General features: G+C 66.2%; 32 protein-coding genes. 21 read left to right on the forward strand and 11 right to left on the reverse strand.

The window, feature by feature from the left end:
• Positions 1–25 precede the first annotated feature (25 nt).
• Together AC07FN_RS22130 and AC07FN_RS22135 are read right to left on the reverse strand one after the other, a co-directional pair.
• Complete coding sequence (locus AC07FN_RS22130) at positions 26–907, reverse strand: phosphotransferase enzyme family protein (RefSeq protein WP_478397300.1); 882 nt, start codon at positions 905–907, stop codon at positions 26–28.
• Complete coding sequence (locus AC07FN_RS22135; RefSeq protein WP_478397301.1) at positions 904–2,229, reverse strand: XRE family transcriptional regulator; 1,326 nt, start codon at positions 2,227–2,229, stop codon at positions 904–906. Before AC07FN_RS22135 ends, AC07FN_RS22130 begins: the two co-directional genes overlap by 4 nt.
• 253 nt (positions 2,230–2,482) lie before the next feature.
• On the opposite strand from AC07FN_RS22135, the gene AC07FN_RS22140 reads away from it, so the two are divergent.
• The 21 genes from AC07FN_RS22140 (at position 2,483) to AC07FN_RS22240 (ending at position 16,076) form a co-directional block, all read left to right on the forward strand.
• Entirely contained in the window at positions 2,483–2,890 is a 408-nt protein-coding gene (locus AC07FN_RS22140; protein ID WP_478397302.1) for a hypothetical protein, read from the forward strand.
• Between the two features lie 78 nt (positions 2,891–2,968).
• Positions 2,969–3,178: a hypothetical protein gene (locus tag AC07FN_RS22145; protein WP_478397303.1), complete on the forward strand. Its 210-nt coding sequence runs from the start codon at positions 2,969–2,971 to the stop codon at positions 3,176–3,178.
• Entirely contained in the window at positions 3,175–3,300 is a 126-nt protein-coding gene (locus AC07FN_RS22150) for a hypothetical protein (protein ID WP_478397304.1), read from the forward strand. The genes AC07FN_RS22145 and AC07FN_RS22150 overlap by 4 nt, the downstream gene beginning before the upstream one ends.
• A gap of 245 nt (positions 3,301–3,545) precedes the next feature.
• Complete coding sequence (locus AC07FN_RS22155) at positions 3,546–3,806, forward strand: hypothetical protein (RefSeq protein ID WP_478397305.1); 261 nt, start codon at positions 3,546–3,548, stop codon at positions 3,804–3,806.
• The gene (locus tag AC07FN_RS22160) at positions 3,803–4,132 is read left to right on the forward strand and encodes an RNA polymerase-binding protein RbpA (RefSeq protein WP_478397306.1); all 330 of its coding nucleotides are present in this window, start codon (positions 3,803–3,805) and stop codon (positions 4,130–4,132) included. Before AC07FN_RS22155 ends, AC07FN_RS22160 begins: the two co-directional genes overlap by 4 nt.
• A 114-nt stretch (positions 4,133–4,246) precedes the next feature.
• On the forward strand, positions 4,247–4,657 hold the full coding sequence (locus AC07FN_RS22165) for a hypothetical protein (RefSeq protein WP_478397307.1): 411 nt from the start codon (positions 4,247–4,249) through the stop codon (positions 4,655–4,657).
• Positions 4,654–4,791, forward strand: coding sequence for a hypothetical protein (locus AC07FN_RS22170; protein WP_478397308.1), 138 nt, complete (start codon positions 4,654–4,656; stop codon positions 4,789–4,791). The genes AC07FN_RS22165 and AC07FN_RS22170 overlap by 4 nt, the downstream gene beginning before the upstream one ends.
• Before the next feature lie 483 nt (positions 4,792–5,274).
• The gene (locus AC07FN_RS22175; protein ID WP_478397309.1) at positions 5,275–5,751 is read left to right on the forward strand and encodes a hypothetical protein; all 477 of its coding nucleotides are present in this window, start codon (positions 5,275–5,277) and stop codon (positions 5,749–5,751) included.
• Positions 5,752–5,848: 97 nt separating this feature from the next.
• A complete protein-coding gene (locus tag AC07FN_RS22180; RefSeq protein ID WP_478397310.1) occupies positions 5,849–6,394 on the forward strand; it encodes a hypothetical protein in 546 nt (181 codons plus the stop codon).
• Positions 6,391–6,816, forward strand: coding sequence for a hypothetical protein (locus tag AC07FN_RS22185; RefSeq protein WP_478397311.1), 426 nt, complete (start codon positions 6,391–6,393; stop codon positions 6,814–6,816). Before AC07FN_RS22180 ends, AC07FN_RS22185 begins: the two co-directional genes overlap by 4 nt.
• Positions 6,817–6,916: 100 nt before the next feature.
• Positions 6,917–7,162: a hypothetical protein gene (locus AC07FN_RS22190; RefSeq protein WP_478397312.1), complete on the forward strand. Its 246-nt coding sequence runs from the start codon at positions 6,917–6,919 to the stop codon at positions 7,160–7,162.
• A 65-nt stretch (positions 7,163–7,227) separates the two neighbouring features.
• Positions 7,228–7,488 carry a hypothetical protein gene (locus AC07FN_RS22195; protein WP_478397313.1) on the forward strand — a complete coding sequence of 87 codons (261 nt, stop codon included), beginning with the start codon at positions 7,228–7,230 and terminating at the stop codon, positions 7,486–7,488.
• Between the two features lie 232 nt (positions 7,489–7,720).
• Positions 7,721–8,683: an NAD-dependent epimerase/dehydratase family protein gene (locus AC07FN_RS22200; RefSeq protein WP_478397314.1), complete on the forward strand. Its 963-nt coding sequence runs from the start codon at positions 7,721–7,723 to the stop codon at positions 8,681–8,683.
• Between the two features lie 145 nt (positions 8,684–8,828).
• On the forward strand, positions 8,829–9,686 hold the full coding sequence (locus AC07FN_RS22205) for a thymidylate synthase (protein ID WP_478397315.1): 858 nt from the start codon (positions 8,829–8,831) through the stop codon (positions 9,684–9,686).
• Complete coding sequence (locus tag AC07FN_RS22210) at positions 9,683–11,398, forward strand: carbamoyltransferase family protein (protein WP_478397316.1); 1,716 nt, start codon at positions 9,683–9,685, stop codon at positions 11,396–11,398. Before AC07FN_RS22205 ends, AC07FN_RS22210 begins: the two co-directional genes overlap by 4 nt.
• The gene (locus AC07FN_RS22215) at positions 11,395–12,435 is read left to right on the forward strand and encodes a hypothetical protein (RefSeq protein WP_478397317.1); all 1,041 of its coding nucleotides are present in this window, start codon (positions 11,395–11,397) and stop codon (positions 12,433–12,435) included. Before AC07FN_RS22210 ends, AC07FN_RS22215 begins: the two co-directional genes overlap by 4 nt.
• 39 nt (positions 12,436–12,474) lie before the next feature.
• A complete protein-coding gene (locus AC07FN_RS22220; RefSeq protein ID WP_478397318.1) occupies positions 12,475–13,005 on the forward strand; it encodes a P-loop NTPase family protein in 531 nt (176 codons plus the stop codon).
• Positions 13,002–13,796, forward strand: a complete 795-nt coding sequence (locus AC07FN_RS22225; protein WP_478397319.1) for a class I SAM-dependent methyltransferase — start codon at positions 13,002–13,004, stop codon at positions 13,794–13,796. The genes AC07FN_RS22220 and AC07FN_RS22225 overlap by 4 nt, the downstream gene beginning before the upstream one ends.
• On the forward strand, positions 13,793–14,563 hold the full coding sequence (locus AC07FN_RS22230; RefSeq protein WP_478397320.1) for a phosphotransferase: 771 nt from the start codon (positions 13,793–13,795) through the stop codon (positions 14,561–14,563). Before AC07FN_RS22225 ends, AC07FN_RS22230 begins: the two co-directional genes overlap by 4 nt.
• Positions 14,563–15,222 (forward strand): histidine phosphatase family protein, encoded by a 660-nt coding sequence (locus AC07FN_RS22235; RefSeq protein ID WP_478397321.1) that lies wholly within the window; start codon positions 14,563–14,565, stop codon positions 15,220–15,222. Before AC07FN_RS22230 ends, AC07FN_RS22235 begins: the two co-directional genes overlap by 1 nt.
• Positions 15,153–16,076: an aminoglycoside phosphotransferase family protein gene (locus AC07FN_RS22240; RefSeq protein WP_478397322.1), complete on the forward strand. Its 924-nt coding sequence runs from the start codon at positions 15,153–15,155 to the stop codon at positions 16,074–16,076. Before AC07FN_RS22235 ends, AC07FN_RS22240 begins: the two co-directional genes overlap by 70 nt.
• A 367-nt stretch (positions 16,077–16,443) precedes the next feature.
• Here the strand turns inward: AC07FN_RS22240 and AC07FN_RS22245 are convergent, their stop codons facing one another.
• From AC07FN_RS22245 to AC07FN_RS22285, 9 genes are all read right to left on the reverse strand, one after another.
• Positions 16,444–16,869, reverse strand: coding sequence for an Imm1 family immunity protein (locus AC07FN_RS22245; protein WP_478397323.1), 426 nt, complete (start codon positions 16,867–16,869; stop codon positions 16,444–16,446).
• On the reverse strand, positions 16,866–17,627 hold the full coding sequence (locus tag AC07FN_RS22250) for a DddA-like double-stranded DNA deaminase toxin (RefSeq protein WP_478397324.1): 762 nt from the start codon (positions 17,625–17,627) through the stop codon (positions 16,866–16,868). Before AC07FN_RS22250 ends, AC07FN_RS22245 begins: the two co-directional genes overlap by 4 nt.
• Positions 17,628–17,874: 247 nt before the next feature.
• Positions 17,875–18,549 carry a non-homologous end joining protein Ku gene (ku, locus tag AC07FN_RS22255; RefSeq protein WP_478397325.1) on the reverse strand — a complete coding sequence of 225 codons (675 nt, stop codon included), beginning with the start codon at positions 18,547–18,549 and terminating at the stop codon, positions 17,875–17,877.
• Positions 18,550–18,580: 31 nt separating this feature from the next.
• Positions 18,581–18,892, reverse strand: coding sequence for a hypothetical protein (locus AC07FN_RS22260; protein ID WP_478397326.1), 312 nt, complete (start codon positions 18,890–18,892; stop codon positions 18,581–18,583).
• 192 nt (positions 18,893–19,084) lie between these two features.
• Entirely contained in the window at positions 19,085–20,050 is a 966-nt protein-coding gene (locus AC07FN_RS22265; RefSeq protein ID WP_478397327.1) for a polyprenyl synthetase family protein, read from the reverse strand.
• Between the two features lie 31 nt (positions 20,051–20,081).
• The gene (locus AC07FN_RS22270) at positions 20,082–20,978 is read right to left on the reverse strand and encodes a phytoene/squalene synthase family protein (RefSeq protein WP_478397328.1); all 897 of its coding nucleotides are present in this window, start codon (positions 20,976–20,978) and stop codon (positions 20,082–20,084) included.
• A gap of 115 nt (positions 20,979–21,093) precedes the next feature.
• Positions 21,094–21,936: an ABC transporter permease gene (locus AC07FN_RS22275; RefSeq protein ID WP_478397329.1), complete on the reverse strand. Its 843-nt coding sequence runs from the start codon at positions 21,934–21,936 to the stop codon at positions 21,094–21,096.
• Complete coding sequence (locus AC07FN_RS22280) at positions 21,933–22,538, reverse strand: ABC transporter ATP-binding protein (RefSeq protein WP_478397330.1); 606 nt, start codon at positions 22,536–22,538, stop codon at positions 21,933–21,935. Before AC07FN_RS22280 ends, AC07FN_RS22275 begins: the two co-directional genes overlap by 4 nt.
• Positions 22,539–22,941: 403 nt before the next feature.
• Positions 22,942–23,208, reverse strand: a complete 267-nt coding sequence (locus AC07FN_RS22285) for a hypothetical protein (RefSeq protein ID WP_478397331.1) — start codon at positions 23,206–23,208, stop codon at positions 22,942–22,944.
• Positions 23,209–23,224: the final 16 nt, after the last annotated feature.

The following is a 23,224-nucleotide window of genomic DNA, read 5'->3' on the forward strand; positions in this document are numbered from 1 at the left end:
GGTGCCGCCGATCCTGACTTTTCGTTCATGGGACGGGGTGCCAACCTGGCCAGGGCCGGCTTCCGTGTTCGCCGCGTAGGCAGGCGAGGCGGTGGTCAAACTGGGGCTGGATCGCGGGGTTTGTGCTGGCAATCTGTGCTGCCATAGTGGTCATCCGCAGCTCGCGGATGTCTCGTAGGACCTCGAAGCCGTCCCATTTTGTGACGTCGTATCCGTAGATCTTGCAGTAGGCAAGCCATGCTTCGGAGTCGATCATCTGCGTTGTGACGTACCCGACCGCGGTCGACACGAGGTCCCATTCAGGAGGCCCGAACGAGCAGCGTTCGAAGTCATGGAGAACGGGGCCGGCCGCTGTCAACGCGACGTTTCCCCGCCATGCGTCCCCGTGGACCACACGTCGGGCCATACCTTCCGGCAGGTCAGCGTAGGCGCTTTCAAGCTCATACAGCCGTTGGCTCATCCACGCACGATCATCCGAGGACAACGCGCGCGCGTTGTCGATCCGATCTGCCAGACGGACGAATGGAGCCAGTTCGGGAAGGCTGAACCCGGGAGCCGGAAGGCTGTGAAAGTCGCGTAGCACCGTAGCGACGTCGGCGGTCGTTCCTTGGTGGTGTGGTGGCAGCTCATGCCAGAACGTGACCGCGCGACCGAAGGCGGTGACAGGCTGTTCGACGTCGCGAAGAGGGCGCACGGCAGCCACGCCATTATCCTCCAGCCAGGTGGCGACTTTGATTTCCTTTGCCGCCGCCTCCTCCTGGCCTGATCGGGCGATGCGTGCGACTACGCCGTTGGGAAGACGGAAGAGAGCGTTCTCGCCGAGCCGGATCACCTCGGCGCCATCGGCCCGCAGGCCGACCCGGGTGGCTGCTGCGTTGAGCACTGCTGCAAGAGACAAGTCGTTCATGCCTTCGCCACTGCTGACCCGATCCGGCTGCAAAGCTCGGCGACCTCGTCGAGGCACACATGGGGCTTGCCCACCCTGCGAAGTTCCCTGAGATCATCAGCAGCTCGCCGTGACTTGATCGGCCCCGCCTCCTGAAGTGCTTGAGTACCGAGTTGAGCGGCCTCGGTTGGGTCGCCGGCGACCATCGTCAGAGATGCGAGCTTCGTCTGACTGATCGCACGTGATCGAGCGTGGGCGTCGGCGTGTGCAGCCACAGACCCTGCGAGACGGCTTCGAGCCTCCGTGATGAACTGGCCACGCACCCCGAGTTCCCACAACGCATGCCCTGTGTCACCAGCATGCTGGGCAGCGTCGTAGTACATCATCCACGGTGGGTTCTCTGCCGGATTCGCGTTACTGAATGACTCATCAGCGAGCCCGACCGCAATCAGGGTGTCCTGGATCCGACCGAGCTTTCCGAGAGCCCGGGCTCGGGCGGTGTGCAACATGGCGCGTTCAGTCGGCACGAGCCGGTCGGCTCGAACGAGTGCCAGTTCGGTGTAGGTCAATCCTGCGTCAGGGTCTCCACACCAAATCGCCTGGCGTGCCATCGAGGACAGGACTTTGGCACGCAGGTGCCAGTCTCCGGCCTCCTCGGCGCACGCCAGCGCAAAGCGGAACATACGGTGGGCGTCGTCGTGGGCGTAGGCGTCAAACGCCATAAAACCTGTGACGTGAGCTAGATACCCAACCGCCGACAGCAATTCGTTCCGAACTGCTGGGGCGCACCGTCCGTTGAGAAGCTCCGCGGAATAACGCAGTTGCGCGGCTACTGCTTCCCGGACCAGGCCGCCCCCGTAGCGGGCATCCCAGCCGCCGAAGGCTTGGGCGGCGGCACGAACGTCTGCCACCTCGGACGCGCCAACGACGGATGGAACTGGAGTCGGCTCGCTAGGGGCGAGCATGTCGAGGATCGACGGGCCGACTAAGGCGGCGGCGCTGACGCCGACGGCCGCACGTAAGAATTCCTGACGGTCCACGTCGACCACCGTAGAACGGCTGCGCCGAGGACGTCGAAACCCCAACTCCCGATCGGTGCGGACTCCGAGTACTGCGCGTAGTCCTGCGCGCCGGTCGGCGTCTTGTGGCCATCGGATCTTTCCCTGTTCAAGTTTGCCGATGTAGTTCGCGTTCAGCGCGGTCACGCGAGGTGGGTCTGTGTGCTCGAAGACCCACGTGTTGACCAGGTCGGCAAGCTCTTCGCGTGACAGCGGTTCGCCCGTTGCGTTCGGTGACTCGGAGCGCTCACGGGCGCGGCGAAGTAGATCGTTGGGCTCAGACACGGTTGTTCTCCTTGAAGGGCGGAGTGTGCCCATGTTTGCACAATGAGTAACCGGCGTCACGTTTGAAGCTCCCGGCTATCCTCCCGCAAACATCCCCTTGACAACCCAGCAATGCACCGTTCCGGTGCCTCCGCGCCACCGGCAGAGTCGGCGCCATGTCGGGACGTCGGAAAGCAGAGACGGAGGCTGCACAGGTGCGATGGGCGCGCAGTGGGGCGGCGAAAGCGGTTGCGGCAGGGGAGGTATCAGTACGATGACCAACCCGGCGAACACCTTCCTTGAGCTCGGCACGCTGCCTGCGTGGCTCGAACAGCACATCCAGGCGATCGAGGACACACGTCGCGCTGGATACAGGTTTCTCTACCTTCCGAGCCTGGAGAACCTGACGATGTTGCAGGCATTCCACCCGGTGCATGGGGCCACTGACTGGTACTGCGCGGGCTCGGCGACGGAAGCGATCGGGTGTCGGTTCGTTCTCGACTTCGGTCGGCCGCGCCAGTTGTGGCAGGCGTGCGGTTCGGTCACTGACGTGATCGGCGAGCTGCTGCAACTACCGCCGCACGGGTCCCCGGGCGCCCCGAGCCTCGCGCTTTCGCGGCCTAGCGACCTGTGGGTGCCCCCGATTGCGCGGTCGACGTTCGGTGGCATCGGCCTTTCCTGATACGCCGTTGCGCGGCGATTGGGTTCCTGTAGTTGAACCCCGTTCCGGTACCCCGGCCGTTTTCAAGAGGAGGAGAATATGTTGGCAGAGTTGAAAGAAGTTTCGTGTCGCGATCGCGCGGGCCGGGACCGGGACGTCGTGGTCGGTCACATGTCCTCGGCCGTGTGGCTGCGTATGGCCGGCGAGGAGCGATTGCTCGACCTCGTGCAGGCTGAAGCGTTGCACGCTGCGATCGGCATTCAGGTCGCCGCCTTGCAGACCGCGCGCCGTGAGGCGGTGCGGGCGTGAAAGATCTCGCTTTCGCCCTGATCGTCGTCGCGGCTCTCGCCGTTGCACTGGGAACGGGTTTGTGGTGGCTGGTTCTCGGCCCGAACGGCCTGGAATCGGAGCAGTCGGAGGGAAAAGAGTGAGCCGCCTGGGTCTGTCGAACCGATCGTCCTCCGCGGAACCCGCCGAGATCGACGATTTGACGTGGGTGGCGAGCCCGGAAGAATCAGTGATCCACGCCCACTTTCTCGGGGTAGGTCTGGCGTGCGGGCACAAGGTGGCCGACGAGCCGGAGACCTGTACCGGGTATCTCCCGGCGTCGCGCTGGCGCGGCTACCAGCCGCACCTTGCGTGTCTGGCCGCTGCTCCGGCATGGATCACGGATCTCGTGGAACCGCGACCCGCTCGCCCGTACGGCGAAGAGGAAGCGGCCACGGGGCGGCACGCCATCGAGATGGTGGCGACGCTGCGGATGCCCGGCCTCGCACAGGGCGTCAAAGCGTTCGAGCGCGCGATGGCCGTGCCGCCGCCCAGGTCCACCGACGAAAACGGCCCCGGCAGTTCCACCCTGCCGGGGACGCGAGCGGAGTCTAGCCGGACGTCGACCCCGGGGTCGACCGCGCCGTGCCAGCACCGGGAGGCCGCATGAACTTCCTCGGCCGGCGAGGGGTCAGGCCAAATTCGTCCAAATCGGATGGTGGCGACAACGCCGCACCGCGTCGGACGGTCCGCTACACCTGTCCCCGCAACCACGAGTTCGAGATGCAGTTCTTCGAGGACGCCGACGTGCCGCCGTCCTGGGACTGTCGCATGCACGGCGCCGAGTCGAAGCGCGTCGACGGCGGCGAACTGGAACAGAAGCAGACCAAGCCGCCCCGGACCCACTGGGACATGCTGGTGGAACGGCGCACGCTCCCACAGATGAAGCAGCTGCTCGATGAGCGGCTGGCGCTGTTGCGCTCACGCACTGATTAGCGCCCTCAGCTCGGTCCGGCGGCCTGGCCCCCCGAGCCGTCGGGCCGAACCAGCCTGGCCACCCGTACAACGAGGTGCGGGTGGCCAGGATCTAATTGCCAGAAGGAAAGAGTAGTGTTGTCGAAGAAAATAATCCCATGGCGAAGAGTGGTTCTCCTGAGCTACCTATGGGAGATGCTGTGCGCGTTTAACCTGTTTATCTATCTTCGTGTGGACAGGATTGCTTCTTGTCAGGTTTCCTGGTGGTGGGCAGTCGTGGTCCACTCGATCGCCTCGATCCTCCTCGCGGTGATCATCCAATTCTATCGAGCGAACTGGGCGCGAATCGCCTTGGCGGCGATGGGTGTCGCAAGTGTCTTTCTTGCGATCTACGGCGGCCTGCACGGCGCGACTTTTGAGATGGCCCTGCAAATAGTCCTCGTCGGAACCGTTCCTTTCCTGTACTTTCGGGATTCCGGAAGCTCGCCTGATCATCCAGAGGTCGATGCTCCCGAGAAAGCGATGTCACGCGAGGGGGCGCAGTGAAATACGTGATGACTGCCGCCGTGCTGCACAGTCTGATCGTGGCCTCGATGCTGATCGGTGCCGCGTCCACTGTGGCTGACATCGACCGAGGGGTGGTTCGAGCCCGGCCCACGGTGTGCGAGGCCGGCGTCTAGGGCGCCCGAATTCACGGCTAGATAGGGCCGGCGCGGGGGCGCATGCAGCGCCTCCGCGCCGGCCCTAGGGAAGAAGAAATGCGATCGAGTCAACTAAGGCGGAGTAGGATTCTCCTAGACGGCAACAAGTCCCGAATCGGTCCGGAACACTTGGGGTACGTTACTCCAAGCGAGGAACTTATTATTCTTGGCGTCGTCAACGGGTGTCGCAATTCAGAAGTAGTGGAATTGTTGGAGCTGAGACTCAATTCCGTCAAGGCGCACGTGAGAAATATCATCAAGAAATTTGACCTGAATGCGCGATCGGAGATTCCGCTCGTCGCCTACGAAACAGGATTGGTGGTTCCCGGATGGGTCGCCTCTGCTGAGTGGGTTCATGCGCCGCAGGTTGGTCGAGAGTACTAGCCGAGTGAACCCACGCCGAGATTGTGGCCGCTGGTACCGCTGCGGCCGTCACGGTGCTGAGGTTGAAGAGAAGGATTCATGCTTCGTTTCTTGGCGCGTTCCCCTCGCGGCTACGACACGCCGCCGCTGCATGTGCGGAGACCATCAAAACGGTGGCTCAGGATCGCCGTCGCTGTGGTCGTCGCTGAGGTGGCCGTCGTTGTTGCTCTGGCGCTCCAGGGCGAGATCACAGCACTTGTCGTGGTTCCGTTGCTGGCTGTCGCTGCTGCGCACGGGATCGGCCTCGTCGAGTCGCGCACCTACGCCATTGGTCGTGACTGGATTCGACACGGATTCTGTGCGGTCGCCTTGGACGACATTCGGTCAGCGGGTCTAGTCCGGGGCAGCGTGGTGCTCCGGGACGGCCGGGGGGCCGTGCGTTTCCCAGTGAGCGTGCTGCGCGACGATTTGCAGTTCTGGGATCCGATTGACGAGGCACTCTGCCTGCGGGAGGACACCGAGATTTCCCAAGCGGTGTGCGAGCTCCTTGACGAGCTAGCGGAGGCCGCGGCATGAACCACGGTCCTCGGGCATGGCCCCCGCGGCTTCACCTGCCTGCGTGCGAGCTCTCGAGAGCCATCCAGTGTTGTCCCGGTCCCGAGGTGTCGGCCGGGTGAGCAGTCGCCTTGATGATGCGGCTGCGCGGCTGCATCGGCTTGCCGACCAGATGCCCTACGCCGTGGTGCACGGTGTCGGTGACGAGCTGGAGACCGTCGCGGAGCTGGCGAACGAGCTCGTCGGCGACACGGCCCACGCCGATCTCCTCCCGGTCGTGCTCAGGGTGCGCGCCGAGATCGTGGACACGGGCACCTGCGGGCTCGACAGCGTGCGAAAGGCCTTGCAGGACACCGCAGAGGCGATCCGGGATGCGAGCAACCGCGCCGACTCGACGCCCAGTCAACCGGCGCCGCCGGCGAGCTCAACGAAAGCGCACAAGCTGAAAGACGTGAAGCGGCCCCGCCACAACCGCAAGGACCTTGAGCGGGCGTTCGTCGCGTTGGAGGCCCATGGCTGGGCCATCCAGAAGACCACGAGCCACTGGACGGCTTGGTGCCCCTGCGGAAGGCATCGAACCGGCTTCAGCTCCACGCCTTCAGGGCGAAAAGACCTGCATCGCGCGAACGCCGCGCTGCGTGACTGCACAGGAGAAAGCTCATGACCTCACCCCCAGTGCCATCGACGTTTGTCGCGCTGGTACTCCACTACGCCACCGACACGGTCACCGGCGACGACCTGCATACCTTCGTCGAGCGTGTCAACGAGAACTGGATCGGCCTCGTCGGCACCAACGACCACGGATCGTGGGTCGATCTCGAAGAACAGTTGATCAGACTGGAGATGGCGCACCCGGACCGGGAAATCGGCGTTGCCGTCGCGACAGGCGCAGCGCTACAGCTGCTTGCCTCGTCGTTCGGTGTGGAAGGCGTCCACCTCGATGCCAGGTGGTCCATGGATGTGGTCCCCGATAGCGGCCCCGACGATGAGCGCGTTGCCGCGTATCTGGACACGACGTCCGAACGCAACACCGCCTATCGGGCTGAACGGGAACACGCACAGCAAGACACGACCACCGAGTCCTAACCAGCCCGAAACGTGCGTCAGGCGGCCTACCTGCTCAAGGTGACGCGCGAGTTCCGCGACAAGTCAGCTACGAGAACAGAAAGAAAGCCACATGTCAGAGGTGAGCGAAGCGGCGGCGCAACTTGAGGCCCTCGCTGACACCCTTCCCTTCGGTGCGGCACAAGCCGTGGCCACCGAGCTGGAATCGATCGCGACCCAAGCCGGCAGCCTGGTCGCCGAGACCGGCCACGCCGACGTCGTCGGCTCCATTACCGCCACCGGGACGCAGATCGCCGAACACATCACCACCCAACTCGGTGCGCTGGCCGTGCAGCTGCGGGACAAAGCCACCGCAATCCGAACGTAGACGGCGCTTCCAGAACCAATTTTGTACTCCCAGACGACAAGTTCTGATGCAGCAGAAGGAGAAACGTGCCCGGTATTGAAGAAGTTCGCGCGGCAATCGCGCTGGCGAACCAGAAGATGCAGGAAGGAATCGCCGCCCTGCAGCAGGGCAACCTCGCGCTCGAAGAGGCGCAGGCCGCCTTGGTGCCGGCGACCCAGGGCAGCACTCAGGAGGAGATGCAGCACGCGCACGGCTCGCTCGCCGAAGTGCGGCAGGTGATCAGCGGCGTGCAGGCGCAGATCAGCGCCACGATCAACGCCACCGAGGGCTACGCGGGCAGGCTGTGACGATGGCACCCCGCGATGCCCGGCGCGGATGGCTTCTGAGCGCTGCGCTACTTGCCGCCACGGTCACGAGGTGCAGTAGCCCGGCCGCCGATCCGACAGGAGACCGGTTCACCGCGCTACCGGGACCGATCCGAACCGTACGACATCGAGGTATCCCATGTCGACAGTGCTCATGACCAGCTCAACAGCCTCGCGTAGCACCATCCACGATGCATGTGGCGGTACGAATCCGATGCGGCGGGTGGTCGTTACCGGTGCTGCTGGGTTTATCGGTGGGCATCTCGTGGAACGGTTGGTCGATGCCGGGGTGCTGGTGATCGGCGTTGACCGGCGAGATCCGGACCGCGATGTCGCCGCCGCGGCGAACGTGGAGGCTGTCCGGGCGGCGCCGAACTTTGTGTTCGTCCCGGCTGATCTGGCCCACTGCGCGGCGGAATCGCTGGTGTTGGACGCCGACGTGGTGTTTCATCTGGCCGGTGTGCCGGGGGTTCGGCCCTCGTGGGGGCCGGGGTTCGCGGAGTACGCCGAAAGCAACATCGTGGCGACCCAGCGTCTGATGGAAGCGGCTGTGCGGTTGAAGGTCCCGCGAGTGGTGCTCGCGTCCTCATCGAGCGTGTACGGCCGGACCGGTGGTGCCGCGTCACCGGAGACCGCTGCGACGGCGCCGTTGTCGCCGTACGGGGTGAGCAAGCTGGCCGCCGAAACGCTGTGCCTAGCGTACGCGCGGCGAAGCGACTCAGCGACAAGAGTGTCGGCGCTGCGCTACTTCACCGTCTACGGGCCGCGCCAGCGTCCGGACATGCTGATCGGCCGGGTGCTCTCGGCGGCAATGGGGGGCCCGCCCGTGCGGTTGTTCGGTGCGGGCGACCAGCGACGCGACTTCACCTTCGTCGACGATGCGGTGGCGGCCACGCTCACGGCCGCCACCGCCCCAGTAGCGGGCGTGTTCAACATCGGCGGCGGCCGGGCGGCCAGCGTCGCCGATGTTGTGCGTATCGCCGAAGACATCACCGGTACCCGCATCCCAACCCGCCCCGTCGCCGCCCGGGACGGTGATGTGCCCGCCACCCTGGCCGACCCGACCCGCGCTCGTGAGGAGCTGGGGTGGCAACCGCGGGTGAATCTGGTCGAGGGCATGACCCGGCACTGGCGGTGGCTCAACGCCGAAGCCGGCCACGCCGAAGCCGCTTCCTGACGAAAGGACCTGATCAGTGCACACATTGTCAGCAGGATCGGCCACCGAACTGTTCACCGCGGCCTGCAGTTGCCTTCGTATGCACGGTTCGGCGGTGGCGCCCCGTGGATTGGCCACCACTGAACTCCTCGGCACGCACTTGCACTTGACGCGGCCGCGTTACCGGTTCGTTGATGCGGCCCCGGCAAGGGTGATCAACGCCGCGTTCGCGGCCGCCGAGGCGGTCTGGATCCTGTCCGGATCCGACGAGCCGTGGATCTTCGACTTCAACAAGCGGCTGCGCCGTTTCACCGACCACGGCCGCCTGCAGGGCGCCTACGGGCCACGGCTTCGGAACTGGCAGGGACGGGATCAGCTGGACACGGTCCGGCGGCTGTTGGAAGACGACGACCAGTCGCGGCAGGCGGTGATCCAGCTGTTCAACCCCGCTCGTGATTTCTCCGGCCACCGCGATGTTCCGTGCACCTTGGGCTATCGCTTCTACATCCGGTCCGGGCGGCTGGTCATGTTCACCACGATGCGCAGCCAGGACACGTGGCTGGGCTTTCCCTACGACATCTTCACCACGACCTTGCTGCAGGAGCTGCTGGCTGGATGGCTGGACGTCGACCTCGGCGAGTATCACCACCTGGTCGACTCGCTGCACCTCTATGACGACCACCTGACCTTGGCCGAAACACTCAACACACAGCCCACAGACCACCAGGCGGAGGCCGGGGCGCAGCTGGATCTGCGGGTGCCGTGGGAGGACTTCGACACGCTGCTGGCCCAGATCACCGCAGGGGAACTCGTTGGCCACGCCGGTTGGGATGACTTCGCGATCGTGTTGGCCAGCTACCGCCGCTGGAAGGCCGGTGATCGCGACAATGCCCGAGCGTTGCTGACCAGCTCGGATCAGCTGCTGTCGGCCGCGCTGCGCCGGTGGTACGAGCTGCTGGAATCCGAGCCGCACCGGATCGCGTCCGCACCGGCCACGCCCAACACGGGCGGGAGGCTGGCATGAGCCGATTGGTTCCGAACGTGGTGCTGGGGCTGTGCGCGTTCACGCACGACTCGGCCGCCGCGCTGCTGATCGACGGGCGCCTGGTGGGCTTTGTCGAGGAAGAACGGCTTTCCGGCGTCAAACACGACCGTTCCTTTCCCCGGCACGCGGTGCAGTGGCTGCTGGGCGAGCAGGGCTTGAGCGTCGCCGATGTCGATGAGGTCGCCTACAATTTCGTGCCCGCCCGCTACCTGCCCGCCGCGCTCCCGGCCCCGGCGCGACTGGTCGGCGACCCTCGTCGGGCGCTGGCGCGGTCGCGGTCGTTCGTCAAGGTCGCCGCCCGCACCCACGTCCGGCTGGCCGAGTTGCGCGCATGGTTCCCCCGCGCAGGGGTGAGGACGATTCCGCATCACCGTGCCCACGGGCTGTACGCCTTCGCCGCATCCGGTGCCGACGACGCGGCCGTGCTCATCGTCGACAGTCTCGGCGAGACCGAGACCACCACGATCGCCTCCGCACACCACTCCGACGGTCGGCTGGTCTTCCGGCAGCGTGAGGCGCTCACCGACCCTGCCTCGCTGGGATACGTCTACGGCGCGGTGACCGAGCACCTGGGATGGCGCCGTGGTGATGAGGAAGGCACCGTCATGGCCCTGGCCGCGCTGGGCGACCCGACCCGGTTCCGGCAGCTGCTCGCCGACGCGGTGCGCATGACCAGCCGCGGATTCACCGTCGACCCGCGGCTGATCGCGTTGCGAGTGCTCTCCAGGCGCACGCAGCGGCTGACTCCGGAATTCATCGCCCGCACCTGTCCACCTCGGCACAGTGACGAGCCGGTGACCGACGTGCACCAGGATCTGGCCGCGGCTCTGCAGGAGCGCACGGAGCAGATCATGCTGCACCTGGCCCGGCGGGCACGGCAGGCCACCGGAGCCTCCACGCTGTGCGTCGGCGGAGGTGTGGCGATGAACTGCGTGAGCATCGGCCGAATCGCCGACGCCGGAATCTTCGAGGCCGTGACCGTCCCGCCCGCACCCGGCGATTCCGGCACCGCCATCGGGGCCGCGCTGGCTTCCTGGCACCACCACAGCGGGCACATGGCCACCGGAGTCGGAAACGCCTGCTACCTCGGCCCAGCCTTCGGCGGCCTCACCCTGCCCGCCACACCACGGCCCGGCGCCCGCGCCCGACGGCTGCACCACCGAGCCCGCTACCTCGCCGAACAACTCGCCGTCGGCCGCATCATCGGTGTATTCACCGGAGCGCTGGAAGCCGGCCCCCGGGCACTGGGCCACCGGTCCATCCTGGCCTCACCGCTGGATTCGTCGGTCGTCGACCGGCTCAACAGCACCGTGAAATACCGCGAGCCGTTCCGGCCGTTCGCGCCGGTCATCCTCGCCGACAAGGCATCCGACTACGTCCGCCTCGGCGCACCCTCGCCGTTCATGTCACGAGCGCACCCCGTCACCGACCTGGCGCGGGAGCGGATCCCCAGCATCGTGCATGCCAACGGCACCGCTCGCGCCCAAACCGTCGACGCGGCCCAGAACCAGTTCCTGACCGAGGTGCTCACCGAGTTCGCCGCACTCACCGGCACCCCGGTGCTGATCAACACCTCGCTGAACGTCAAAGGCAAACCCATCTGCGGCACCCCGGAGATGGCGCTGGACTGCTTGGCTGAATCCGGAATCGATGCGCTGCTCCTGGGGGACTGGTGGGTGGTGCGCCAGTGAAGATCGGCTACAGCTTCTGGGGATTCCTCGGCGCCGGGATCACCGACACCCCAGACGGCGGGCGCAGCCACCGCCGCACCCTCATCGACGGACTGCGCGAGGCCGGGCACGACATCGTGTTCCTGCAAACCAACCGCGACCTCACCGAAGCCGGTACCGACCTGCGGCAGACCTACCGCTGGGACACCGGGTTCCCCGAGATCGACGCGCTGTTTCTGGAGTGGCGCTGGCCCCTCGCGGGCCGCAACACCACCCCATGCGGCGCACCCAGGCACACCTGCGACCTGCACCGGCAACAGCAGCTGGTCGAGCATTACACGCAGCACGGTCTGCCGACCCTGCTCTGGGACAAAGACCAGCAACTCCCAGCAGCCGACCCACTGCGCAGTCATCCTGCGGTGTGGGTGTGCGAGCCAGCGTTGTACCCGAGTCCGGGGGCACACAGCCTGCTGTTCCCGGTCGCCGACGACACGCTGGACACGGTTGACCCCTCCGAACTCGCGCGAGGCCGGAGGTCATGGCCACTGGTGTATATCGGTAACCAGTACGGCCGTGACGAGGCGTTCGACACCTACTTCGCGCCAGCCGCCGCCGAGCACCACCACCAGGTCGCCGGGAAATGGACAGACACCGACCGGTGGCCGCACGTGCAATTCATCGGCCGGATCCCGTTCACCGCGGTGGACCCGCTGTATCACGACGCGTTGGCGACGGTGCTGCTGTTGCCGCCGCGCTACGCCGCCAACGGCCAAATGACCCAGCGGCTGTTCGAAGCCGTCCTCGCCGGATGCCTGCCACTAGCCCCGGCCACGATCCGCGGGGTCGAGCACTATGTGCCCGCCGACCTACACATCACCAGCGGCCAGCACGCCACCGAGCTGATCAGCGAACTGCGCCTCACCGGGACAGCTCGGCACGCCGATCTCCTGGCCGAGTGCCTGCACCACCTGAAGATCTTCCGGCTACACCACCAGCTGGACATGATCGACACGCTGCTCAGCCAGTCCCGACGGATACCACCGAGACTGCCACGGTAAACACCGGGCACAGAGCCTGACCAACCGGAACGGAGGACCATGCGCAAGATCGTGATCTGCGGGTGCGGCGGCAGCGGCAAATCCGAGCTGGCGCGCCAGCTCAGCCAGCGACTCGGGTTGCCGGTGACGCACCTGGACACGGTGTTCTACGACGCCGACTGGAAACCCCTGGGCCAGGAGGCTTTCTCCGACAGGCAACGCATGCTGGTAGCCCGGCCAGGGTGGATTATTGATGGCAACTACGCCAGCACCATGCCGATCCGGCTTACCGCCGCTGACACCGTGATCTTCCTTGATCTACCCGCGCTGACATGTCTATGGGGCATCCTGCAGCGCCGCCTCCAGCACCGCGGCGACGACGAACTGTCGCGTCACCTGCGTGGCCGGATCACCTGGGGATTCATCAAGTACATCCTCGGCTACCGGCGCACGATGCGTCCGAAGGTCGAAACCCTGATCGCCGAGCATGCCAGCGGCACGGCGATCACCCTGCGCTCCCGCCGTGAGATGCGCCGGTTCCTGCGCTCGGTGCCCAGCAACGGCGGCCACCCTGACTCGGCGCGCGCATGAGCACTAACCCGTTCCTGAGTGGGCAGCAGGAGCTGTACGGCACAAGCCGGCGGCTGGCCAGGCGCACTGGCGCGCTGCATGGCGCCAAAATCCAGGGCCGACCGGTGCCCGAAGTCATCAGCGAACTACCCGACCCCGAACGAGCCCGTGCAACCGTGATCGACGTCGGCTGCGGCCGCGGTTCCACCACCGCGCACTTGGCCCAGCAGTGGAATCCCGTGCTTCTGGCCGGCATCGACCTCTCCCACGCGCTGCTGGACGACGCCCGCCGACGCCTCCCGCAACAGGCCCATGCAAGGTTCTTACGTGCTGACTTCCACGCACTGCCCCTGGCCGAAGCCAGCGTGGACGTTGTGGTGGCAGCGTTCTGCCTCTACCACGCACGCCAGCCTCGGCGGGTCATCGCCGAGTTCGCCCGTTGCCTGCGCCCTGGCGGCCAGGCAGTGCTGGTCACCAAGTCTGCCGACAGCTACCGCGAACTAGACGAGCTCGTCACCGCAGCAAGACTCGACCCACACGCCACGCGCCGGCCCAGCTTGTACGAGACGTTCCACAGCGGCAACGCCGAGCACATCACCACACACCACCTCGCCGTGCGCAAGACGGTCAACCACCAGCATGTGTTCCACTTCCGCGATGCCGCACACGCGGCGCGCTATTTGACCACCACCCCGAAATACGACCTCGCCGCCGACGAACAAGCCATCACTACCGCACTTCATCCCCTTGTCGGCCAGTCCGGGGTGACCGCGACCTCGACAGTTACTTACGTCCTGGCGGAGCGACGATGACCACCCGGCGATTCATCAAGACCTACCGCGACGCCCACTCCGCGGACACCGCGCGCGAGCACTACCGGTGGCTGACCGGTCTCAACGCCGGGGTCGAGTACCCGGAAATGATCGGCGGGACCGACACGACCTTGGGCTTTGCCCACGTCACCGGGCGGACCGCCGAACTCGACGATCTCCCTGCTGTCGCCGCCGTATTGGGGCGTCTGCACCACGCCGCCCGCCGGGCAGGAATAGACCGGGCGCAGGTCAACTCCCGCTACATCACCCCTGGTGGGCTGTGGCTCGCCCCGTTCGCCGGACCTCGCCGCAAGCGGCTGCACCATCAACGTGATCAGACCCCGGACTCGCCACTGGATCATCAGGACATCGACGCATGGCTGGACCACGCCGCGCTGTTCCCTGCCGCGATCTACAAAGACTCCAACCCCCGCAACTTCCTCATCACCCCCGACCGCGGTCCCGTCCTGGTGGACTTCGACTCCCTGACGCTGGCCCCCGCCGGCTATGACCTGGCCAAACTCCTGGTCACCACCGGGATGACCTACGGCCGGCTCTCCCGCAGCGCCGCCGATGACGCGGTGGCCGCCTACACCCACGAACTCGGCGAACCCTGCTCCCACACCGAAATCGCTGTCTGGGCGGAGTTTCACGACCTCCTGACCCGCCGCTACCTCGGCCGCCACGGCTACCGGCATCCGTGGTCGGCCGTACGCCCCTGGCCCGCGCACGACGTGGTCAGCACACCTACCGAACGGAGCCGCTGATGCCCGTCACCACCGAACTGGTCCTTGCACGCCACGGCGAAGCCGCCTGCAACGTCGCCGGACTCGTCGGAGGTCCCCGTGGCTGCACCGGGCTCACCGACCACGGCCGCGAGCAAGTCGCCCGCCTGGCCACCCGTCTCACAGGCGAGCCCGCCTTCGATGCGCTCTACACCAGCCCCCGCCAGCGCACCCAAGACACCGCCGCCGCACTGGCCCACGCGCTGAACCTCACCATCCGCACCGACGACGAACTCCGGGGACTCGACCACGGCGCGGCCGACGGCTGCGACTGGATCAGTATCAAAAACCGCTTCGGTGGCCGCCCCCAGCGCTATCCGCATCAGCCGATCGCCGAAGACGCCGAAGCTTGGAACACCTACCTCGACCGCACCAGCCGGATCCTGGCCAGCCTCATCCACCGCCATGAGGGCCAGCGCATCCTCATCGCCGCCCACGGCGAGACCATCGAAGCCAGCTTCGCATTCCTACTCGGCTTTCCGCGCTCAGAAGCCGAACAACCCGGCATCGTCACCAGCCACGCGAGCCTGACTCGCTGGCAGCAACACCGCAACCGCTTCGGCCACACCGTGTGGATGCTGGCCGCCCACAACGACATTCAGCACCTCGCCGCTACCGCAGCGGAAACCGCAGCCGGATGAACGACGAAAACGTTGAGCGTCTGCGCGCCCTCGCACGCTCCGCCGGCTACGACCCGGCCGACATCACCTCACCGCCGCTGACGCATGCCACCGGCACAGTCGTGCGGATGCACAGCACCGAAACAAGCCTCATCGGCAAGATCCACCGATCCCGCACGCTGCACCAACGCGAGGTGAGCGCCTACCGCGAATGGACCCCGCACCTCGCCGACGCCACGCCCCGGCTCCTGGCCGTCGATCCGGACCTGCCCGGAATCGTGATCACCGCAGTCCCCGGTCGGCCGCTGGACGAACTCGACCTTCCCCAAGAAGCCGAACACGCCGCATTCCGCCAAGCCGGGCACCTTCTCCGCCGCCTGCACCAGATCCCCGTCACCGGCCACGCCCCAGGAATCACGTCCTACCTTGCTGAACGCGCGGAACACTGGATCGCCCGCACCACGCTGCATCTCACCCGCCACGACACCCAGCGCATCCGGCACCACATGCAGCGACTCATGAAGATCACCACAGCACGCGTGACCGCATGCCACCTTGATTTCCAGCCTCGCAACCTGCTCTGGCATCCCGGCCAAGGACTCCGGCTCATCGACTTCGAACACGCACGCATCGACCTCGCGGCACGAGACCTCGTCCGCATGACCACCCGCCACTTCGCCCAGCGCCCCGACCTGAAGGCCGCCTTCTTCGCCGGATATGGGCCACTCAACGAATCCGATGCCGCAGTACTGGCCCACTGCACCGTCCTCGACGGCCTCACCACCCTGGCGTACGGACACCGAAACGCTGACCCCGCCTTCATTCAGCACGGCCGCGCCTTGCTCAGCACACTGCACCAGCGAACACTCAGATGAGTTCCCCACCCCGCGTGTTGGCCTCCGAGCGGCGGGACCAGCGCCGAGATCAGAGCTGGCTGATCAGACCCCAGCAGGGATCGGTCACCGGGTCTGACCACGTTTACACCACGTTCCGCGCTGCGTGATCTGGATGTCCGCTGTGCCGCTTCGCGGTCGCGACGGCGTTGCACGAGGCGGCGAGAATGGCGGGGGCTGAAGTCGCGTCGCAAGCGACTGAGACCACGGCTCTGATTGTGCGGGAGATCAGCACGAAGCTGGGCGCCGAGCTTGGCTGACACCGCGGAGCGCTCCAAGAGCTGAAACCTGCCAGCCCGCACGCCATTGGTGCGAGGTTGTCACATGCCCGGAATACGTTCCTCAATGTTCACCAGATTCCATCCAGATCAGGATCAGGCGCCCAGATGACGCAGGTCGGCCGTTGCTGAGTACGCGCGAACTCGCGCAGCGCCTCTTGAACCCGCGCGATGGGAACCTCGGCGCCAGGAGACATCACCATCAAATGGCCGTCCATGGTGAAGTAGTCGACGTGCTCGGTATTCGTGCCGTCAGCGGGCACGAGGCCGGACGTGGCGTCGAACCACATGAGCGCTCCGGTGGTGCCGCGTACACCGAGGGTCAAAGTGGGCGTGTCCTCGCCAGGCTCGTGCTTAAAAAACCAGGTCAGGCCAGCTTCGGCGCCTTGGCGCTCTTGATCGTGCTCGGCGAGGCCGCGGATGATCTTCTCGATGTCCATGGCCGGGGTGAGCAGAACTTGCCCGTAGTTGAGAACGTCTGTCCCCGAATCGCTCATGCCTGCCCCCTGTAGGTCTTGGAGAACGGCCTGCCTGCCTGGGTGGTGCCGTGAACCGTCAAGGTGAACCCCTTCGGCAAAAATCGTTCGATCACTTGATCACACCCTGGTGGCTGCGTCGGCTGCGAACCGCACGGAACATGGTTGATCACTAGCTCGCTGTGGTGCTTGCCCGTCTGCGTCATCATCGCGGCCACCTTCATCTCGACGTGGCTGCTGACGAACCTCGCAAGATGACGAGAGATCCCGACTTCGCGAGCCCGTGCAAGAACCGCCGGCGTCCAGGTCTGATCGATACCCGAGACGAAACTACTAGTCACCGAGCCGTCGACGAAGCCGACCGTCTTCTCCCCGGCTTTTCCCTCCTGGACACGACGAGGCAGGACATCGGCCACCGCCCCGGCTGCTGGCGGGTACTGGGACCCGTCCTTCGCTGTCACGTGTCGAGGCTGACCACCCGAACCCCCTCCACTGGTAGGCGGAGCGCTGGGCTCTGCCGCACCAATACTTTTGAGATAGGCCGCGCAGGCATTACGCACCTTCAGGCAGATCTGCCATGCCCGGTCGATCTCCTCTCGCACGTCACTCAACGCGCCGATCGTCGCGGCCAGCTCGGCGTCGTCGGTCTCCAGCGCGAGCGGATACAGCTCGGTGCCTGCTTCATCGATGCGCTCGCCGGCCATCTGGATCTCCTCCGGCGGCAGCTTCGCCATCGCCGCCCGGACCTTCGCCGCCACCGCCGCTACGTCATCGCCCACACAGGCCGATGCTCAGCACGACCCCGACAGCTTCCGGGCTTCGCGAGCAGTCGTCACCGAATCGGAGGAGCGGATACCACCCGAACAGCCTGACGAACCCGATCAGTGTTACGGCCGGGGGTGCTGGTGCTTCGGCGTTGTGGTGCTGCGTCCTGCGCGAGCTTCGTCGATCGACTTCCGTAGTGCTGCTTCGAGGTCCGACACCGGCTCCGCGACCGCCTCGGCCTCGGTGGGACGGCCGGCGAGCTTATCCACGATTCGTGCTTCGACCGCTTCGCGGTAGCGGTCCCGCCACTGCTCGGGGTGGAGATCGGCCGACATTGCCTCGACCAGTGTCCTGGCCATCTGCCGCTCGGCGGGCTGCGGCGCGGCCCCTGCCGGGGGTACGTGGTCCGAGGCGGGGTTGATCTCGTCCGGCCAGTACAGCAGGCACCAGCACCAGCAGGCTGCCTTCCTGCCGCAACATCGTCAGCCGTTCCCTGCCGCGCAGGGAGAGGGTGCCGAGTGCGGCGCGGTCGGTCTCGGCGAGCACGTCGCGGAGCAGGGCGTAGGCGCGTTCGGCCAGCGGCTCGGGGTGGACGTAGTAGGCGCGGCCCACCGCCACAGGATCGATCTGCTTGATCGGCACGAACTGTCGGACTTCCAGCCGGCGGGTGCTGGTCAGCGGGAGGTTGGCGAAGTCCTCGTCGGTCAGCTCGACCAGGCGGCCGGCGTAGTCATAGGCGCTGGTGATCTCCGAGGCCGGAACCTCGCGGTTCTCGTTCTCGCAGAACTTCCTGTAGCGGATCCGCGCGCCGCAACCAGACCCGGTGTGGATCTGGTGGAAGCTCACCGAGCGGTCACGGGTGGCGCGGTGCAGGGTGCATCCGATGGTGACCAGCCCGAAGCTTATCTGCGGGTATTTCCTGTTTTCGCAGGTCAACGAGCTGCGTCATGTTGAGGCACATTAGGCATTAGACGCCGCGGCTTCGGCGGGCCTTTGCTGAGGCGACGCTTGCTTGAAGTGCCTCCGTCAGATCTTGGAAGGCGGTCTCGCCGCCTCGCGGCGGCGGCACTGCGACAGGGCGGCCTGCGAGCTTGGCGTCGATGCGTTCCTGCAGCTTCTCCCGGTACTCGTCTCGGTAGGCCGACGGGTCGAAGGCGTCAGCGGACAGCGTGTCGACCAGCATCTGGGCCATATCCTGTTCGTGCGGTGCAGCGTGCACCTGGCCGACCTCGGAGAGCAGCGAGAGTTCTGGTTTCCGGATCTCGTCAGGCCACAACATCGAGGTCATATTGTGGATGGGGTTCAGCACTGACCGTTGACCGCACTGTGTCCACCGCCGTCCAGGCTGTTTGTCCTTGGGCGGGGCGCGGGTTGAGGTTCCCACCACGTTGGCAGGACTGGGTTCTGCTGGAAGGACACGCAGTGCTGTCTGCGACGGAGAAGATTGAGAGCGGGGTTTACTGCGGCGTTGTCAGCGTTGGCGGTCGGCTGCTGTTGTGGCCAGTTCGGCGAGTTGTGTGGCGTCCGGCAGGCCTGTGAGTGCGGCGCGTGCTTGTTCGGCGCTGGAGGATGCCATCTGTGCTGCCTTGGTGACAGCTCCGGTGCGTGTCATCACGGCGAGGATGTCTCGGTGCGCGGTGACGGGATCGATGCCGCTGCGGAATATGGTGGTCAGGCGGTCGCGGTCGGCGTTGTCGGCGGCTTCGTAGGCGAGCAGGACGGGCAGGGTGGGCTGCAGGTTGGCGACGTCGCTGATGGCTGTCTTACCGGTGACCTGGTCTTCGGCGGTGTAGGGGAGCAGGTCGTCACGGATCTGGAAGGCCATGCCGAGTTGTTCGCCGTACTGGCGTAGGGCCTGGCTCTGCTCAGGGGTCGCTCCGGCCAGGATGGCACCGGCCTGGCAGGAGGCGGCGAGCAGCGCGGCGGTCTTGTCGTGGATCACGTTCAGTACGGTCGGTATCCCGCAGGTGAGGTCGCCGCGGAGTTCGGTTTCGCGCATGAGGCCGTGGCACATCTCTCGCCCGGCCTCGACGACTATCCGTGCTGCGTCCAGTACGCGCTCAGCTGCGGGCCCGCCGCTGAGCATGGCCGCGAGTCCGGTCATCGACAGCCCGTCGCCGGCTGCCACGGCCTCGGCGAGGCCGTACTGCTCGGCGGTGGTGGCCCGCCCGCGGCGTACCGGGTCCTGGTCGATGATGTCGTCGTGGATGAGGCTGGCGACGTGCATGCATTCGATGCCGGCGGCGAACGTCAGCACCTGCTCCACGTCACCGCCGACGGCTTTCGCTGACTCTATGCACAGGATGGGGCGCAGGAGCTTGCCCGGTGGGAACAGGGCGTCCAGGCAGGCCACCTCCAGCAGGCTCTCGCCGCTGCCCACCCAGCGCCGTAACTCGGCTTCCAGGTGCGGGATGTGTGTGCGGCCGGCTTGGGTCACAGCGCTGGACATGACACGTCCTTTCGATGGGTCAGCAGGGGATGGCGGCGCGCAGGAAAGGGCGCCACACGGTGAGGAACTCGCCCACGGGTGGTTGGATCCGCCGGTGTAGCACGTCCTGACCTGCGGCCAGCACGCTGGCCACGAGCAGCCTGTAATGCTCGTCCAGTGCGTGGATCAGGGGGCTGATGAGGGTGTGGTCCAGTTCAGCGGCCAGGGCCGGAAACCGGTCAGTGACGCGCGCGGCCTCGAACGCGATGAGCTCACCCATGGCCGGTGTCCAGCGTTTGGCCTTGACGCCGTCCGGGTCCACGCCGAACCGGTCGAGATCCTCCAGCGGGAGGTAGAGGCGGCCGTCGTCGAGGTCTTCCGACAGGTCGCACAGCACGTCGGACAACTGGCACAGTTCACTGACCTCACCGCCCAGTGACGCCGCTTCCGTGATTTCGGGGCCGGCCACGACCCACACGCCCGCGAAACCTGTGCCGTTCACCTGCCTGGCCCACTGGCACAGTTCCGTGTAGGTGGCGAAGTCGCGGAAGTCGACGTCGCGCCGCATCGCGGTGAACATGTCCTCGATCAAGGACAGCGGCATCCCGAAAGTCCGGTAGGTGTGCACCGTGGCATGCAGGACGGGGTCGTCGGAGCCGCCGGCGGCGAATGCCGCCCAGGTGGCCTCCGTGAATTCGGCGAGGCGGCGCTGACGGTCCTCGGCCGGCCCGCTGTCCGCACAGACATCGGCACGGCAACCGTGTGCCGTAAGCGCCGCCATGTGAGGCCGTGCTGCTGCGGGCATGGCCCGCAGCAGCATGACCGCTCTGTCGGGCACCCCGTTGAGACCGGATACCTCGCGCGCGCACATCGTGTAGCAGTGCCGAAGGACGGGATCAGCGATACCCGCCGCGTCCAGCCATCGCCTTACCAGCATCTGTGAACCCTTTCTGCTCAACCGGATCCCGTTCGGGGCCAGGGCTTCGCTCTCCGATGAGGACGCGGCACATCCCCCGCCTGGTCCTGGGCAAGGCACCGCACCGGGGTGCCGTTCAGGGGGCGTCGACGTGGTCCGGGGTCGGGCGCTCAGGGTGCCGGTACCTGGGCGCCCAGGGCAGACGGAAGGGTGACTTCGCGGTCAGGGCGTCTTTGGTGCGGCGGTGGAAGGCCAACAGCCCCAGCAGCGCCGCACCGGTGAACCACAACAACTGCACGGCCAGATCACCAGGCCGGGACTGGTCGGTGAAGCCCGCAGCCGCAGCGGCCTGCATGGTGCCGTAGGTGGGCAGCAACTGCGTGGCCGAGCTTCCGGTGCCGCCACCGGCCAGCGGGCTTTGCAGGCCGACATCGACGAGACTGACCATGATCAGGGCGAACATGCCCTCCACCTCCCGGCGCAGCAGCGAGCCGAGAACAACGCCCACCGCCCCGTAGGTCATGGCCCCGCAAAACAAGGCCGCGGCGAGCAGCACAGACTGACGCGGACTCCAGGCTATGCAGATCACCGCGGTGGCGTAGCCGGCGATGGCGGCGGAGGCCAGGGTGAGCGAGGTGGTCTTGGCCAGGACGAGATGGATACGCGGGTAACCGGCCATCGCCAGACGGCGATCGAAGCGCCCGCCGTTGAACGTGACGGCGAACATCATGAACCCGGTGATGAGCGTGACGGCGTTGATGGCCCCGGTGATCTGCGTGATCTGATTACCGGCCGGAGCAATCAGCTCGCCGGTCGCGTCCAGCTTGAACGGCAGGGCCGTGCTGGGGATGACGGCGTGAGCCAGGCTGACCCACGTGGGGATGAACAGGACGACCAAGACCATGGCGAGCCGGTTGCGGGCATGTTCGATCAGGTCAAAACGAGCTGCCGTGACGAACAGGTGCAGGTGCCGCCTCACGCCGGCACCTCCTCGGCGGGGCGCAGCACGCCGCCCTCCAGGTGCCACAACTCGTCCAGGCGCTCAGCGTCATAGGCCAGGTGGGAGACGACAAGGACCGAGCGGCCCGCGTCACGTAACCGGGCCGCCAGGTCCCAGAAACGCTGGTAGGTCTCCCAGTCGAAACCCTGGTAAGGCTCGTCCAGCAACAGCACCTGCGGGTCATGCATCAGCGCCAGGGTCAGATTCAGCTTCTGACGGGTTCCGCCGCTGAGCCGGCCGGCACGCTCATCGACGTACTCTGACAACCGCAACGCCTCCATAACCTGCTCGGCGTGCTGCAGATCCGGCAGCCCGCGCGCGGCTTGGAAGAACTCCAGATGCTGGCGCACGGTCAGAGCCTCGTTGACCACCGCATCCTGCGGGCAGTATCCAAAACGGCCCCCATGACAGACCGTGCCACCCAGCGGTCGCAGCTCACCGGACAAAATCTTCAACAGAGTCGACTTGCCCGCACCGTTCTCCCCGACAATCCCGGCCAGCACTCCAGGCCTCAGATCAAGGTCGAGGCCCCGCAGGACCTCACGACGGCCGTAAGCGTGACGCACATCCCGGACCTCCACCGCACCCCCGGTCTGAAGGCGGTGGCCCGCACTCGCTGCTGACCACTCGCCGCACGGCAAGACTAAGCATCTACGTTGACATGCTCTCCGCCGTGAACGGCGGGAGATTCCACCACGGCCAAGCCGTGAATCGGGCCCCTAGCGGGAGGTCTTACTTGGACTCCACAGGCTTTCCCACCTGGTGGTGGCGTTCCGCACGCCCTGCGATGCCCAATGAAAATGATCTTAACAGCTCGGCGAGCTCACCTGAAGGGGCCGGAACTATGGTGCGGTTATGAGCGACGCGACTGCGCGGATCGGCACCATGGCCGCCTGGCGGTGGTGGACACCCGCGTTCTCCCGTTGCCGCAGACAACAGGACTGATTGAATGCCTGCATGTCGCCAGCCTCATCCGCGACGACATCATCGACCAGGACCCAGTACTGGTGCCTGCTGTTGGAGTCCGAGCGCAGTGAAGCTGAGGGAGTCGAGGTAGGCATGCAGGCCGGTTTCGGGGCTCCAGCCGTGTTGGGTGGTCAGGAAGAGGGCGAGTTCGGCGCGGACTTGGGGGCTGGCCTGCTGGAAGAACTGGTCGGTGAGTTCGAGGAGGCTGGCGAGGTGTCGTTGGTCATCGGCCTCGTCGAAGACTGAGTCCTCCGGTGGAATTTCTTCGGGATCGTGCTCGAACACGGGCAGCTGTCCTTTG

This window comes from Saccharopolyspora sp. NPDC045941, assembly GCF_056431445.1.